The following is a 15,585-nucleotide window of genomic DNA, read 5'->3' on the forward strand; positions in this document are numbered from 1 at the left end:
CGTTATTATTTTTTAAGACGACAGTGTGCGAATAAGATTTTGGTAATCTTCTTTAATATCATGACTCTCTTCACGAAGTTGAGCAATCTTTCTGCAAGCATGCAGTACAGTTGTATGGTCTCTGCCACCAAACGCGTCTCCAATCTCCGGCAGACTGTGATTGGTCAGTTCCTTTGCCAATGCCATAGCCACTTGTCTGGGCCTCGCTACACTGCGACTACGGCGCTTAGAAAGTACATCTGCGACCTTTATCTTATAATATTCAGCTACCGTTTTCTGTATGTTATCTATGGTGACGAGTTTTTCCTGTAAGGCCAACAAATCCCGGAGAGCTTCTCTGACAAAATCGATAGTTATGGGGCGCCCGGTGAAATTCGCATTGGCAATTACCCTGTTCAGCGCACCTTCTAGCTCCCGAACATTAGAACGCAGGCGCTTGGCGATAAAAAACGCCACTTCGTCCGGCAGCTGGATACGGTTCTCGAGCGCTTTACGCATTAAAATTGCTACCCGCGTTTCCAGCTCCGGAGGCTCAATAGCAATGGTCAACCCCCACCCAAACCGAGACTTGAGTCTATCCTCGACACCATCTATTTCTTTGGGATACCGATCTGAAGTCAGTATAATTTGCTGATTACCTTCGAGCAGAGCATTAAAGGTATGAAAAAACTCTTCCTGAGAACGGTCTTTCTTGGCAAAAAACTGGATATCATCAATCAGCAGGGCATCAACAGAGCGATAGTAGCGCTTAAACTCCTCAATCGCATTATTCTGCAAGGCTTTAACCATATCCTGCACGAATCGTTCAGAATGCATATAAACAACTGTTGCATCCCGATTACGCGCAAGCAGACCATTGCCCACAGCATGCAGCAAATGAGTTTTACCCAGACCCGTACCGCCATAGATAAAGAGGGGATTATAGGCGCCACCGGGATTGTCAGCGACCTGGGTCGCTGCAGCTCTGGCTAACTGATTGGATTTACCTTCAACAAAGTTATCAAAGGTATAGGTACGGTTTATATTACTCTTATGCTCTACTTTCACAGGTTCCGGAGCAGAACCAGACAGCGGCCCATTAACAGGATAAGACTGCCTAGATTGCACAGGTGCCTGGCGCTCTTTTTCCGCTGAATTGCCACCCACAGTGGCCTTTCCCGCCATACCCACATCGAAATGCAGGGTTGGTATCTTCTCAGGGGTGCACAGCTCTGAAAAAAGTTCGGTAATCCGTCCTATATACTTATCCCTGACCCAATCCAGCACAAACCGGTTGGGAGCAAAAAGTGTCAATGTTGAATCCTGCTGTTGTGCCTGAAGCGGCCGGATCCACATACTGAACTGTTGTGTGGGCAACTCCTGTTGTAACCGTTCGAGACATTCTTCCCACAAAGCCATTAAAAAAACCTCTACAGAACACATCGCCATGTTCTGCAATCTAAAAGTGTATTTAATCCAGAATTTGATTTTCGCCTGAAGTGCAGCGCTATGAATTATTGCCGATCTTTATCCACAACTTCAATCTTGATCTTTTACATATTTATGCTCTGTGCTTTAAATAAACCTATCTTTATGTTTTTAATACCATTATTTTTTCTTCAACTACAAGTTTAGTGGCTATCATCGGGATAGCCTGGTGGATAAAAACTGAGTTAAATTTGAACAGTTTATCGTTATTGAAAAGACATTTTGTGGATAAGATGCGTATTAACGAGAATGTTACACACAATGTGTTGCCACTGATACAATAAAAGTGCTCAATTTATTATCAGTCTGAGCAAACAAAGCATTGACAGAAGGCGTCTTCGTCTCTAGAATTCAGCGTCCTTTTTTGAGCGCCATGCAGGTGTTCAGGATGTTAACTAAAGTTATAAACAGCGGCGGACTAGGTTATGAAAAGAACATTTCAACCAAGTAATTTAAAGCGTAAACGTTCACACGGTTTTCGTGCCCGCATGGCGACAAAAAATGGCCGTAAGGTTCTTGCCAGTCGTCGTGCTAAAGGCCGTGCACGTCTATCAGCCTGATTGCATTTATCGAAGTGGGTGAAAATCAATTTTCTCGGGAGCTAAGGCTACTTACTCCCGCCCATTTCGAAAATGTTTTCCAGCAAGCCATCCCAGCGGTCTCCCCGCAACTCACTTTACTTGCCAGAGCCAATCAGCTTTCTCACCCAAGATTGGGTATTACCCTGTCCAAAAAACGGGTAAGAAAAGCCCATGATCGCAATCGCCTGAAAAGAGTGATACGAGAAAGTTTTCGTCTGCATCAGCATCAATTGCCGAAAACTGATATCGTTGTGGTTGGCAAGACCGGGCTGGCACAATTATCCAACCAACAACTTTTCACTCTGCTGGAACGCTTATGGAAAAAACTCAGTCACCGCTGCAATCCATAAGTATTTGGATAATACGCCAGTATCAAAGATGGATATCCCCTATACTGGGGCCCAGATGTCGGTTCGAGCCCTCTTGCTCACACTATGCAGTGGAAGCAATTAAATTACATGGCGTGATAATGGGTTGTTGGTTAAGCATCAAACGCATATTAAAATGCCACCCTTTACATCCGGGCGGGTCTGATCCCGTTCCGTCCCGAAGCAAAGAGAATAAGTAATCTGTTATGGAATCCCAACGTAGTTTTCTCCTCATCGGTCTGGCCCTGGTAAGCTTCTTACTCTGGCAACAATGGCAACTGGACTATGCTCCACAACCCGTTGAACCTGCCAGCCAACGTTCTGAATCAAGTCCGTCATCAACCACATCAGCACAACGTGCGGATGTACCCAGTGCCGATCCGTCTGGTCCTTCACCGCAAGCCGCTGCGAAAGGCCAGCTGGTTTTTGTTAAAACCGATACCCTCGACATCCGCATAGACACCCATGGTGGTGATGTCATCTCTGCTGCACTGCCACAATTCCCGGTAGAACAAGGTGGTGACGAGAGTCTCGTTCTGCTCAGTTCTGAGCCTGGAATATTTCATATCGCACAAAGTGGTTTGATTGGTCAGGATGGACCCGACGGTGCGGCCTCAGGGCGTCCTATGTACCGGGTTGAAGCCACCGAATATGAGATGAGCGGTGATACGCTGACAGTACCACTGGTATGGCAGTCGGAACAGGGTCTGAAAGTAACCAAGACCTTTAATTTTACCCGTGGAGAGCATCATATCCGGGTTGACTATCACGTAGAGAACCAGGGTTCTGAAGTTGCTCAGTTGCAACAGTATGCGCAGCTTAAGCAAACCACTATGGGTGAAGAAGGCAGTATGTTTATGCCCACCTATAGAGGCGCGGCCTATTCAACGGAAGATGACAGGTACACTAAATACAGTTTTGACGATATCGCCGATAAAAACCTGCGTACCTCAACGCCGGGGGGTTGGGTTGGCATGTTGCAACACTATTTTGTGGCCGCCTGGGTTCCACCGCAAGAACAGCAAAATACGCTCTATAGTCGTCTGCTACCGGGCGGTTATGCCAGCATTGGTTTTACCGGTACACCGGTGAGCGTCGCAGCCGGCGAAACAGTAACCCTGTCCAGCACCCTATATACCGGTGCCAAAGACCAGGAAAAACTGGCTGAACTCGCCAATGGGCTGGACTTAACAGTTGATTACGGTTTCCTGTTTTGGTTATCACAGCCTCTGTTTTCACTGCTCAAGTTCATCCATGGCCTGGTCGCCAACTGGGGTCTGGCCATCGTCATCATCACCGTTCTCGTCAAAGGCCTGATGTATCCCCTGACCAAGGCGCAGTACGAGTCCATGGCCAAGCTACGGGCACTGCAACCCAAGATGAAGGCGTTAAAAGACAGATATGGCGATGACCGTCAGAAAATGTCCCAGGCGATGATGGAAATGTACAAGAAGGAAAAAGTAAACCCTATGGGGGGCTGTTTCCCGCTGTTACTGCAAATGCCCATCTTCCTGGCCCTCTACTGGGTATTACTGGAAAGTGTGGAATTGCGCCATGCTGACTTTTTCCTGTGGATTACGGACTTGTCCGTCAAAGACCCTTATTTTGTGCTGCCGATATTGACCGGCGCCAGCATGTACCTGATTCAGAAACTGCAGCCTATGACGATTCAGGACCCCATGCAGCAGAAGATCATGCAATTTATGCCGGTAATGATGAGCATCTTCTTTCTGTGGTTCCCGGCCGGGCTGGTGCTGTACTGGCTTATCAGTAACGTTATCACTCTGGTACAGGCTAAGCTCATCTATGCCTCCATGGAAAAACGGGGCCTGAAGACTAAGTAGTCAGAATGATTGCGTAAAAAGGCCCGTTAAAACGGGCCTTTTTTATTCCTGTTAGTTAAAATTCCTTAATATCAATCCTGTCAGAACCTTACTTTAAGGAGTGCTCCTATGCCCTCATTCGATATTGTCTCAGAAATTGACCAGACTGAAGTCAGAAATGCCGTCGATAATGCTAACCGGGAACTGGACACCCGCTTTGACTTTCGTGGTGTTGAAGCCAGTTTCGAACTCAAAGACGGTCAGGTAACCATGTCCGCAGCATCAGATTTTCAGCTTCAGCAAATGCTCGATATACTGCGCGGCAAATGTGCCAAGCGCGGCGTGGACACAGCTGCACTGGAAGAAAAAGACGTTGAGCATATTGGAAAAACCTACAAACAGGTATTGTTGTTTCGTCAGGGCATCGAGCAATCCATGGCAAAAAAAATCATTAAGCTGCTAAAAGAAAGTAAGGTGAAAGTGCAATCTGCCATCCAGGGTGACCAGGTACGCGTCAACGGTAAGAAACGGGATGATCTACAACAAGCCATTGCTCTGGTTAAAGAAGCCAATCTCGGTCAGCCTTTCCAGTTTAATAACTTTCGGGACTAATGCCTCTTATGCCGCAACAACAAACCATTGTCGCCCAGGCTACGGCTCCGGGCCGAGGGGGCGTAGGGATAATAAGGGTATCCGGTACCCGGGCCTCAGAGGTAGCAGAAAAAATTCTGGGAACCACACCAGCAGCACGCAAAGCCGAATATCTGCCTTTTTATGATCAACACGGAAAGGTCATCGATCAGGGTATTGCCCTGTTTTTCCGCGGGCCAAACTCTTTTACCGGAGAAGATGTGCTGGAATTGCAGGGCCATGGTGGGCAAGTGGTTATGGATATGCTGATCAGCGCCATTGTTAATATTGATGACATTCGCCTTGCGCGGCCCGGGGAGTTCAGCGAACGGGCCTTTCTGAATGACAAACTGGATCTTGCCCAGGCAGAAGCCATCGCTGATCTGATCGACGCCAGTTCAGAACAGGCTGCCCGCTCCGCCCTTCGTTCATTACAGGGCGAGTTCTCAAATCAGATACATACACTGGTGGAACAGGTTATCCACCTGCGCATCTATGTGGAGGCCGCCATCGACTTTCCCGATGAGGAAGTGGACTTTCTCAGCGATGGTAAAGTACAGGGCGATCTGGAAGCCATCATAGACCAGTTGCAAGAGGTACAGGATCAGGCACGACAGGGCAGTATTCTGCGCGAAGGCATGCAGGTGGTGATTGCGGGTCGCCCCAATGCCGGCAAATCCAGTCTGCTCAACGCATTAGCCGGAAAAGACGCGGCCATTGTCACCGATATTGCCGGTACCACCCGGGATGTACTCAAAGAACATATTCACATTGATGGCATGCCGTTGCATATCATTGACACCGCAGGCCTGCGCGACAGCCCCGACAAAGTGGAACAGATAGGTATTCAGCGCGCCTGGGACGAAATAAACAGAGCCGATATGGTTTTGTTTATGCTTGATAGTCAACAAAGCCAGGAGACCGACCCCCATAAAATCTGGCCGGAATTTGTTGATCGTCTTCCCGAACGCATCAGAATGACGGTGATACGAAATAAAATTGATTTGTCCGGAGAAACACCAGGGCTGGAAAAGCACTCAGATCACACGGTAATACGCCTCTCTGCCAGCCACAAAACCGGCATCGACCTGCTCGCCACTCATCTTAAAGATGCTATGGGATTCAATGCGGCATCAGAAGGGCGCTTTATTGCCAGAAGACGCCATCTGGATGCCCTCGAACAAGCCCTTGAGCATCTGCAACAGGGGTATACCCAATTACTGGATAATCAGGCCGGAGAATTGGTGGCAGAAGAACTGCGACTGTGTCAGCAGCACTTAAATGAAATCACTGGAGAATTCAGTTCTGATGATTTACTGGGCAGAATTTTTTCCAGTTTCTGTATCGGTAAATAGCCAGACTTTATTGCTGGTCCTCTTTAGACTGTAACTCTTGTTTAAGCAGATCCACCACTGGTTGGAAGGTTTGTCGGTTGCTTTTCCCCAGCTCAAGCAGTTCTTCATGGGCAGCAAGGATCATTTTCGCTCTTTGCTGTTCATCGGCACTTTGATCTGACACCAGAACAAACGCATCAGGCGTATCCAGTGGTTTGTTCAACATCGTAAAAACCTGATCCAGACACATACTTTGCAATAAGGTGGTCATGTCTTTGTCGGTGGATATCAACGTCGGTTTACGTTGATGATGTTCAAGCATTTTACGGGCAATCATCGCCAGAAGCCCCAGATTAGTGCTGTCCAGATACCTGGCCTGACTAAGATCCACCACCACATCCTGGCAAACACTTTCCTTGCCTTCGAACAGGCCGTTAATCAGCACTTCCAGCCCACTACTCTGAGTATGTCTGACTTCACCAATAAACCTGAAAAAACATACGCCCTGCAAATTGGCATAAAGAATCTGGTTATTCTGCATAACTCACCTTAGTGTCTAACGCTCTACTGACAGTAATGTCAGATCATCCGGCAATTTGCCTTCCTCTGTTGCGCCAATACGCTTCGCCAGCTCGTATAAGTTCTCTGGTAATGGGGATAAAATCGTTCTCAACTCCGACAATTGCTGATCCAGTGACTTACCCTGAATACATTCCAGAACGCCATCAGAAAAGACATACAGAGAAAAATGAGACTGCAATACACAAATCTTTTCCTGATACTCGGAAAAATCGAATAATCCCGCCGGCGTACCTTTACACTCCATCTCTTCGATTTTGTCGTCCTGTAACAATAATGGCCATGGGAAAACACCGGCATTTGTAAAACGCAGCAGATCTTTGTGGCTATCCAGAACCCCGTAAAACAGGGCAACATGTTTACCCATATCTTCTTTGATCAGGGTCTGATTCAGGTCATCCAATAATGCTGCAGGATCAATAATAATGGTGCTCTCTTGCCGACGATATCGGTCAAGAGCCGCGGAAATAAAGCGTTTCAGATATACCGTCACAAAAGCTGATGACACACCATGGCCTGATACGTCCGCCATATAAAAACCCACATATCTGTCATCAATAGCAAAGTAATCAACAAAATCACCACTCATGTAGTCTGAAGGCAGTAACAGGTGGCTAAATCTGAATCCATATACCTGAAGCTTATCTTTTGGCAACAGCTTGAACTGAATGCGCCGACCCGCCTTTTCACCTTCTTCAAGCTCACTGAGAGACGACTGCAATCTGATATTGGCCTCCTCCAGTTCCCGGGTACGTATTCTGACTTTTTCTTCCAGTTGTTGATTCAGCTCCACGATTTGTTGAATAAAATCATAGCTGCGTAATGATGCGATCACAGCTGTCACCAGTTTTTGTGATGTCAGCTCAGTTTTTTCTTTATAGTCATTGATATCGTAATCCAGGATCACCCGTTTTTCAGGCGCATGGCCAGCCTGGCCCGTTCTGAGAATAATGCGTACCGCATTATTATCGAGCTCCCTGCGAATATAATGAACCAGCTGCAGCCCGGCATCATCGGATTCCATTACCACATCGAGCAAAATAAGACAGAAATCGGCTTGCTGATCCAGCAACTCTTTTGCCTGCCCACCACTTCTGGCGCTAATAAGTTCAACTGAACGGTTGTCAAAAACCAGATCTCTGAGTACCAGTCTGGTCATGACATGAACTTCTTCATCATCATCTACAATGAGTATTTTCCAGGGCGCAAGCTTAGCTTCCTCGTGTTCCGGTGCATCGGCTTCTTTAAAAAACAGTATTTCATCCTGTTCGTCACTCTGTGTCATTAGCCCCTGCTATCCTCACTAAATTCTTCAGGATTGAATTTTTACTATAGCGTCCAAATACTGATGCTGACAGTATGAAGTCATAAGGTCACCCCGAAGTGGCATTAAAATCATCAGACCGACACCACCAGAATGTAAAGCACTGGTATAATAGCGAACCATTTATACGAAGGCAGACACGTGAGTTCATTTGAAATAATTGTAGGATCTATGCTTGGTGCCACTGAATATGTGGCCGACGCACTGACAGAAAAACTCACTAGTTATGGCGTTAACAGCACCATCCACCTGGCTCCGGAACTGGACGAACTGAATCCGCAGGCTATCTGGCTAATCTGCACCTCTACCCATGGTGCCGGTGATTTTCCCGATAATATCCAACCCTTTGCCAGACAACTACAGAATGCCAGTCTGAACGATACGCGATATATGTTGATAGGTCTGGGAGACAGTAGCTACGACACGTTCTGTGAAGCGGGCAAAACCATGCACCGACTGATGCAAAACGCCGGTGCCCATAACCTGTCGGAACCCTGTTATATTGATGTTCTGAGTCATCCTATTCCTGAAGATGAAGCTGTTGACTGGCTTGAAAGTCATCTGCAACGGGATAACTTTATTCAAACAGTTAACCATACAAGGGTGGGAGTTTGAACCAGACCGAAGTTGATGCCCTGAAGTCGCCTGTAAGCAACGAAGCGCGGGTACTATACATACTGGGTCTGCGACCGGATTCAGATAAAACCACTGGTGTCAGTGCACCGTTAAACTATCGGGCTTTGTTGACCTTACTGAATAGCAAAACCACAGCATTTACCCGCGGCAGACAAATCAATGAACTCCTTGCTGAGCTTGCTGAGGCTGGCCTGATAATGTATCAGCAAGAATCCTTATCCGAGCGTAGCCTAAATGGTGAGACGTTATTACTGCCTTTGCTCAGATCTGACTCGCAGGACTATCAGCAATTACACTTGCATTGGAAAGCAATGACAGCGGACTGGATGCCTGATGAGGGATTATTCAAACAACTGGCAACTCTGGTAGGATTACTGGATAAGAGTTACCAACAGCAGGATGTAGGGGAATTTGCAGCCTACTGGCTGGGTCGGCCGGAAGTTAACCTGACCTTATTCCAGTGGACACAAAAGTTTGTTTTACATCTGAAAAACAGACGGCAGGCCTATGGTCATAAGCAACAGGTGGGGCATCAAATCGTGCCAACAACTGCCGGAATTACCGTCGACGATAATGCCAGAAAACTGGTGGAGAAATATCATGCAAAGCCTAAAGGATAAGATTCAGAATTTGGCTAAGACCATGGGTAAAGCCACACCTGAAGGCCCGGTAAAGGACTATTCGACCCTGCGTCAGGAATATGAAAAACAGGCCAATAAAGAAATTCAGCAGATACAATTAGAGGCTAAAAAGCAGCGTATTGAAAACATTCACGGGCGTTCTGATCTGAATCCGGCGTGGACATTTAACAATCTGGTAGAAGACACTGCCGATGTAAAAGAAGCCGTCAGTATTGCTAAATCCTTCATTGCAGCTCATGGCGATCCCAGCTGGCGACGCAGTGGTTCGCATATGATGTTATTTTACGGCGATTATGGTCGTGGAAAATCCCATATTGCCGGTGCTATAGCCCACGAATTGATTGAGAAATATGAGATTTCAGTACTCTACCGTCAGCTTTCCAGTCTGCTGGAAATGCGTTATTTCTCCTATGATTTCAACGCTAAAGACGATGCCGGGCAGAAATTCAGGGAGATCACACAGGAACTGATGAGTGTAGATCTATTGATTCTCGATGAAGTTTGCGTGAATGAATCACAACTTAAAAAAAGTGCCCAGGGCTGGTTAGGTACATTATTACGTCAGCGCTACAGCCAGAATAAAAACTGTATTCTTATTACTAACCATGATCTTGCCAGCCTTGAGCAAGCCATCGGACCTTACTGCTTTGAATCAGTCAAAGAATACGATACCTATAAGGTCCGATTCAGTGGCCCCAGCCGTCGTAAAAATGTTGAAGATGATATCCCTTCAACGCCTAAAACAGGTGGATATGTACCTAACCAGGTCCGCTGAAACATGAAAAAAATAGCCCTGAATATAATGCAGGGCTACAATCAGCAACGATTCCTCTTTTCTCAATCTATTCCCTGGATCATTGTCTGCTTATAACAGCATGATAGCTTTCTGATCTTATCCACTGCTGATCCTGAGGATCTTCCCATCGATCGGTAAAGATACTGAATTATTATACATACTTATCCACATTTAGTGTTTAATAAAATTTAATATGTGGATAAAAACAAGTTTATCCTGTTAAAAACCTCTTTTTACTACCTGAACAACTTTTCATTTTAAATCTCTTGTGGATAAAACCCCTTTTTGATCCCAGCTTATACCCAATAGATCAGATCTTACACACAACCTTAGATCTCACTTAACCACTTGATTTAATAGGTTTTAAAAGGGTTATCCAATGGATCGTGCGTGCTTAATAGTAATAACAGTAATCTAATAGATCCATAAAGATCTTAGATCTATTAAGCAGGAACATTCTTACTCTTGTTCGAATTTTAATCGTTTCGTTTCGGACATAAAGTCTATAGAATATGCGCCCCTATTCAGGCAGCTAAGAGGTCATAATGTTTTATACCGAAAAATTTGATGTCATCGTCGTTGGTGGCGGTCACGCTGGCACTGAAGCTGCACTCGCCAGTGCGAGAATGGGTGTAAAAACATTATTACTCACACACAATATCGATACCCTTGGACAAATGTCCTGTAATCCTGCAATTGGCGGTATAGGTAAAGGCCATCTTGTAAAAGAAATCGATGCGTTGGGTGGTGTTATGGCGTTGGCAGCGGATCGAGCAGGGATCCAGTTCAGAACCCTGAATTCCAGCAAAGGGCCTGCCGTGCGTGCAACGCGGGCTCAGGCCGATCGCAGTTTGTATAAAACTGCAGTTCGATACCAGCTAGAACAACAGCCAAATCTGACCTTGTTCCAACAATCCTGTGATGATCTTATCGTCGAGCAGGATCGGGTAACCGGCGTTGTTACTCAAATGGGACTGAAATTCCATGCCAAAACTGTGGTAATGACAGTGGGCACGTTCCTTGGCGGTGTAATCCATATAGGTCTGAATAATTATCAGGGCGGCCGTGCCGGAGATCCGCCGGCAAATGCTCTGGCGCAGAGACTACGTTCAATGCCGTTCAGAATATCCCGCCTGAAAACGGGCACACCAGCCAGGTTGGACGCCCGGAGTCTGGATTTCAGTAAAATGCAGGAACAGCCTGGTGATAATTCGTTGCCGGTTTTTTCATACATTGGCAAGGTCTCTGATCATCCGCGACAGATCCCCTGCTACATCACGCATACCAATGAAAAAACCCATGAGGTGATCCGCAATAATTTACACAAATCACCGATGTATGCAGGTGTCATCGATGGTATTGGTCCTAGGTATTGTCCGTCGATAGAAGACAAAATAGTACGCTTTGCAGATAAATCGTCACATCAGATTTTTGTAGAACCAGAGGGGCTCAACAGCATTGAAGTATATCCGAATGGCATTTCAACCAGTCTGCCCTTTGATGTTCAATACGAATTAGTGCGTTCAATTCAGGGCTTTGAAAATGCTCATATAATTCGTCCAGGTTACGCCATAGAGTATGACTTTTTCGATCCCAGAGATCTGAAGCAATCTCTGGAGACCAAATTTATTAAGGGATTGTTTTTTGCTGGTCAGATCAATGGAACCACAGGCTATGAAGAGGCAGGAGCTCAGGGATTAATAGCCGGGATGAATGCAGCACTGCAGGTACAGGGCAAAGAGAGTTGGACACCCAGACGTGACCAGGCCTATATGGGTGTACTCATTGATGATCTGGCTACCATGGGTACACAGGAGCCCTATCGGATGTTTACCAGCAGAGCGGAGTACCGGCTGCTGTTACGCGAAGATAATGCCGATTTGCGTCTGACTGAGAAAGGCCGGGAGATTGGACTTGTAGACGATTATCGCTGGCAGCAATTTAATCTTAAGCTGGAAGCCATTGAGCAGGAACGTCAGCGTCTGGCCAGTAACTGGGTTCATCCTCACCACATTGCAACAGGTGAACTGAATCAGCTACTTAAAAATCCGGTCAATCGGGAACACTCCTTAGAAGAGTTGATTCGCCGTCCGGAGATGAGTTATGCCAAATTGATGCAGATAAAGGATCTTGGGCCGGGCCTGGATGATCCACAGGCTGCTGAACAGGTAGAAATTCAAATCAAATATGCAGGCTATATTGAACGCCAGAAAGATGAGATTGAACGGGCGTTGCGCAATGAAAACACCTTGTTGCCAATGGATTTTGATTACAGTCAGATTTCCGGCTTGTCTAACGAAGTGATTGCTAAGCTCAATGACACAAGACCTGAAAGCATCGGTAAGGCGTCACGAATTTCAGGTGTCACCCCGGCCGCAATATCGCTGTTGCTGGTGCATCTGAAAAAGCAGGGTCTGTTACATAAAAATAACCTGCGCAAAAATGAGAAAGTCAGCGCCTGATGTCAGCTACAGTATTACTCCGGCAGCTGCAGCTCGGACTGGCGCAAACAACACTGGATCTCAATGAGATACAACAGCAAAAACTGATTGCCCTGGTTGAACTGATCCACAAATGGAACAAGGCCTATAATCTCACCTCAGTAAGAGACGCCGAGGATATGCTGACCAGACATATTATTGATTCTGTGGTTGTGGCACCGCATATTCAGGGGCAGAGTTTTATAGACGTCGGAACCGGGCCCGGATTGCCAGGGTTGCCTTTGGCTATCGTGATGCCAGAACACAAATTTGTGTTGCTGGACAGCCTGGGAAAACGCATTCGTTTTATCAGGCAAGCTGTGTTTGAGCTGGGTCTTGAGAATGTTACCGCGGTGCAGGCACGGGTCGAAGATTATCATCCGGACTCATCTTTTGATGGTGTTTTAAGCAGGGCTTTTGCCAGCATAAAAGATATGTTGCACTGGTGTCAGCATCTGGTAGATTCACAAGGGACTTTTTTGGCGCTCAAGGGGCAGGTTCCCTCACACGAGCTGGAATCCCTGCCAACGGGCTTTACCGTCGGGGATATCATCAGGCTTGAAGTACCAGGGCTACAGGCGGAGCGCCATCTTATAAAAATTATTAAAAACTAATACAGGTGTTCGGGTTTTGGGAAAGGTCATTGCCATAGCGAATCAGAAAGGTGGAGTGGGAAAAACCACCACGGCAGTTAACGTTGCCGCCTCTATGGCGGCTACCAAACGCAAGGTCTTATTGATCGATCTTGACCCTCAGGGAAATGCCACCATGGGCAGTGGCATCGATAAATACAATGTTGACGCTACATGCTATGAGTTGCTGATTGAGGAGAAACCTGCCGATGAGGTGATCATTACCGAGACCAGTGGTAAGTATCATCTTATTGCCGCGAACGGTGATGTGACGGCTGCAGAAATTAAGCTAATGGAACAGTTTGCCCGGGAAGTGCGCCTGCGCAACGCACTGAAACCAGTGCGGGATTACTATGATTTTATTTTTATCGATTGTCCGCCATCGCTCAATCAGCTAACGGTCAATGCTATGGCTGCTGCAGACTCTGTTCTGGTGCCAATGCAATGTGAGTATTATGCACTGGAAGGTCTGACGGCATTAATGGATACCATCGGTAAACTGGCTTCAGTGGTAAACCCCCAACTCAAGATTGAGGGGGTGCTGCGAACTATGTATGACCCCAGAAACCGGCTTGCCAATGATGTTTCTGAGCAATTGAAACGGCATTTTAAAGACCAGGTATACCGTACTGTGATCCCCAGAAATGTACGACTGGCGGAGGCTCCAAGTTTTGGTACCCCGGCTATGTATTACGAACGTTCCTCCACGGGTGCTAAGGCCTACCTGGCACTGGCCGGCGAGATTCTCAGACGCCGGGATCAGGAACAAAAAAAACTGCGGCGTGAAGAGGCAGCTGAATCCGGGCATAATGGCTGATTCGGTGTCTTCAATTGGTCTAATTTGTATTTGAGGAAATCATGTCCACTAAGAAACGCGGCTTAGGCAGAGGGCTGGATGCCTTGCTGGCAACCAGCAGTCAGCAAAAAAATACTGATTCAACTGAAGAGCAGACCAATTCACAAACCGGTGAGTTGCAAAAGCTGCCGATTGAATATCTGCATCCGGGTAAATATCAGCCTCGCAAAGACATGTCACCGGAGGCGCTTGAAGACCTGGCCTCCTCTATTCGTTCTCAGGGTGTGATCCAACCCATAGTAGTGCGTAAAACGGGTGAACATAAATTTGAAATCATAGCCGGTGAACGCCGCTGGCGTGCATCACAAATGGCCCATTTGGATCAGGTTCCCTGCATTATAAAAAATGTGCCTGATGAAGCGGCTGTGGCCATTGCCCTGATTGAAAATATACAGCGCGAAGATCTCAATGCGATGGAAGAAGCCCAGGCGTTGCAGAGACTGCTCACCGAATTCGATTTGACCCATCAGGAAGTTGCCGAAGCGGTGGGAAAATCCCGCGCCAGCGTGACCAACTTACTGCGCCTGAATAATCTGGCCGAAGACGTTAAACTGTTACTCGAATATGGCGACATCGAGATGGGCCATGCCCGTGCCTTACTGGCGCTGGAAGGCGAAAGTCAGACTAATGCAGCCAGAACAGTAGTAGCTAAGGGCATGACAGTGCGCGACGCGGAGAAACTGGTACGTAAACTGCTCGAGCCTGTTGCACCGAAACCAGAGTCAAAGCCTGATCCCGATATTAAACGCCTCGAAAACCAGCTCGCAGAGCAGATAGGTGCAGCGGTTTCCATTAGCTGCAATGCTAAAGGCAAAGGCAAGCTGACGATTAACTACAGTAGTCTCGATGAGCTCGATGGCATTATTGCTAAAATTAAAACTCAGGGGCGTGCCTGACCACCGGTCAGTTAACCTGTTCAGGGATCAGCTAACCGGGCTGAAAAGCGCGTTCAATGGCCTTATCTGAGGCCTCCGAATATGGTTGCAAAACATAGGCAGATCAGTATACTTCGGCAGGTTTTTGACGCCTGTTTTACAGGTAGAAAGGTTTCATATTGACAAAAAATACTGTGGTCAGTGAGAGAAAATCGGCGTACATGGCGATACTTTTTCAGGCTGGCATTGCCGGTTTAGTCACGTTTGTCGTGTGGGTGCTGTATGATCCTCTGTCGGCAAAATCAGCCCTTAAAGGGGGGCTGGTTGCAGTAATACCAAATTTTGTCTTCGCGTATCTGGCATTCCGATATATTGCCTCAGAACACGTGGAGCGGGTAAAGGCCCTGATGTTGGGGGGGCACACCCTGAAAATAATTTTAACTGTCGTGTTATGCGCTCTGGTGTTGTCTCAGTCTTCTTTAGCACCGGGCTTTTTTATTGCAGGTTTTGTTATCACCCTGCTGACACAATTGACAGCATCGTTTTTCTTTAAACATTAAACA

17 protein-coding genes are annotated in these 15,585 nt (G+C 46.8%); 14 read left to right on the plus strand and 3 right to left on the minus strand.

Annotated features, from left to right (window positions below; all coding sequences use genetic code 11):
- Nucleotides 1-12: 12 nt before the first annotated feature.
- On the minus strand, nt 13-1,428 hold the full coding sequence (dnaA, locus tag CDA54_RS12920; protein WP_425319651.1) for a chromosomal replication initiator protein DnaA: 1,416 nt from the start codon (nt 1,426-1,428) through the stop codon (nt 13-15).
- 464 nt (nt 1,429-1,892) lie between these two features.
- Here dnaA and rpmH point away from each other — a divergent pair, with 464 nt between their 5' ends.
- From rpmH to mnmE, 6 genes are all read left to right on the plus strand, one after another.
- On the plus strand, nt 1,893-2,027 hold the full coding sequence (gene rpmH / locus CDA54_RS12925; RefSeq protein ID WP_082633349.1) for a 50S ribosomal protein L34: 135 nt from the start codon (nt 1,893-1,895) through the stop codon (nt 2,025-2,027).
- 14 nt (nt 2,028-2,041) lie between these two features.
- Nucleotides 2,042-2,398: a ribonuclease P protein component gene (gene rnpA, locus CDA54_RS12930; RefSeq protein ID WP_099035440.1), complete on the plus strand. Its 357-nt coding sequence runs from the start codon at nt 2,042-2,044 to the stop codon at nt 2,396-2,398.
- Nucleotides 2,365-2,616 (plus strand): membrane protein insertion efficiency factor YidD, encoded by a 252-nt coding sequence (gene yidD, locus CDA54_RS12935; protein ID WP_099035441.1) that lies wholly within the window; start codon nt 2,365-2,367, stop codon nt 2,614-2,616. The genes rnpA and yidD overlap by 34 nt, the downstream gene beginning before the upstream one ends.
- A 6-nt stretch (nt 2,617-2,622) precedes the next feature.
- A complete protein-coding gene (gene yidC, locus CDA54_RS12940) occupies nt 2,623-4,260 on the plus strand; it encodes a membrane protein insertase YidC (RefSeq protein WP_099035442.1) in 1,638 nt (545 codons plus the stop codon).
- Nucleotides 4,261-4,368: 108 nt separating this feature from the next.
- Nucleotides 4,369-4,851 (plus strand): YajQ family cyclic di-GMP-binding protein, encoded by a 483-nt coding sequence (locus tag CDA54_RS12945; RefSeq protein WP_099035443.1) that lies wholly within the window; start codon nt 4,369-4,371, stop codon nt 4,849-4,851.
- Nucleotides 4,852-4,859: 8 nt separating this feature from the next.
- Complete coding sequence (gene mnmE / locus CDA54_RS12950; RefSeq protein WP_099035544.1) at nt 4,860-6,224, plus strand: tRNA uridine-5-carboxymethylaminomethyl(34) synthesis GTPase MnmE; 1,365 nt, start codon at nt 4,860-4,862, stop codon at nt 6,222-6,224.
- A 7-nt stretch (nt 6,225-6,231) separates the two neighbouring features.
- Here mnmE and CDA54_RS12955 read toward each other — a convergent pair whose 3' ends face one another.
- Nucleotides 6,232-6,744, minus strand: a complete 513-nt coding sequence (locus CDA54_RS12955) for an STAS domain-containing protein (RefSeq protein ID WP_099035444.1) — start codon at nt 6,742-6,744, stop codon at nt 6,232-6,234.
- Nucleotides 6,745-6,759: 15 nt separating this feature from the next.
- Complete coding sequence (locus CDA54_RS12960; protein ID WP_099035445.1) at nt 6,760-8,067, minus strand: PP2C family protein-serine/threonine phosphatase; 1,308 nt, start codon at nt 8,065-8,067, stop codon at nt 6,760-6,762.
- Nucleotides 8,068-8,247: 180 nt separating this feature from the next.
- Here CDA54_RS12960 and mioC point away from each other — a divergent pair, with 180 nt between their 5' ends.
- The 8 genes from mioC to CDA54_RS13000 all read left to right on the plus strand — a co-directional run bounded on the left by mioC (nt 8,248) and on the right by CDA54_RS13000 (nt 15,582).
- Nucleotides 8,248-8,721 carry an FMN-binding protein MioC gene (gene mioC / locus CDA54_RS12965; protein ID WP_099035446.1) on the plus strand — a complete coding sequence of 158 codons (474 nt, stop codon included), beginning with the start codon at nt 8,248-8,250 and terminating at the stop codon, nt 8,719-8,721.
- The gene (locus tag CDA54_RS12970) at nt 8,718-9,362 is read left to right on the plus strand and encodes a DnaT-like ssDNA-binding domain-containing protein (protein ID WP_099035447.1); all 645 of its coding nucleotides are present in this window, start codon (nt 8,718-8,720) and stop codon (nt 9,360-9,362) included. Before mioC ends, CDA54_RS12970 begins: the two co-directional genes overlap by 4 nt.
- Nucleotides 9,343-10,158, plus strand: a complete 816-nt coding sequence (locus CDA54_RS12975; protein WP_099035448.1) for an ATP-binding protein — start codon at nt 9,343-9,345, stop codon at nt 10,156-10,158. The genes CDA54_RS12970 and CDA54_RS12975 overlap by 20 nt, the downstream gene beginning before the upstream one ends.
- Nucleotides 10,159-10,724: 566 nt before the next feature.
- Nucleotides 10,725-12,641, plus strand: coding sequence for a tRNA uridine-5-carboxymethylaminomethyl(34) synthesis enzyme MnmG (mnmG, locus tag CDA54_RS12980; RefSeq protein WP_099035449.1), 1,917 nt, complete (start codon nt 10,725-10,727; stop codon nt 12,639-12,641).
- Nucleotides 12,641-13,273 carry a 16S rRNA (guanine(527)-N(7))-methyltransferase RsmG gene (rsmG, locus tag CDA54_RS12985; protein WP_099035450.1) on the plus strand — a complete coding sequence of 211 codons (633 nt, stop codon included), beginning with the start codon at nt 12,641-12,643 and terminating at the stop codon, nt 13,271-13,273. Before mnmG ends, rsmG begins: the two co-directional genes overlap by 1 nt.
- A 16-nt stretch (nt 13,274-13,289) precedes the next feature.
- Nucleotides 13,290-14,108, plus strand: coding sequence for a ParA family protein (locus CDA54_RS12990; RefSeq protein WP_099035451.1), 819 nt, complete (start codon nt 13,290-13,292; stop codon nt 14,106-14,108).
- A gap of 41 nt (nt 14,109-14,149) precedes the next feature.
- Complete coding sequence (locus tag CDA54_RS12995; RefSeq protein WP_099035452.1) at nt 14,150-15,043, plus strand: ParB/RepB/Spo0J family partition protein; 894 nt, start codon at nt 14,150-14,152, stop codon at nt 15,041-15,043.
- Nucleotides 15,044-15,201: 158 nt separating this feature from the next.
- The gene (locus tag CDA54_RS13000) at nt 15,202-15,582 is read left to right on the plus strand and encodes an ATP synthase subunit I (protein ID WP_229748161.1); all 381 of its coding nucleotides are present in this window, start codon (nt 15,202-15,204) and stop codon (nt 15,580-15,582) included.
- The last annotated feature ends 3 nt before the right edge of the window (nt 15,583-15,585 follow it).

Origin of the sequence: Lacimicrobium alkaliphilum (assembly GCF_002591895.1) — a bacterium.
Classification (GTDB): domain Bacteria; phylum Pseudomonadota; class Gammaproteobacteria; order Enterobacterales; family Alteromonadaceae; genus Lacimicrobium; species Lacimicrobium alkaliphilum.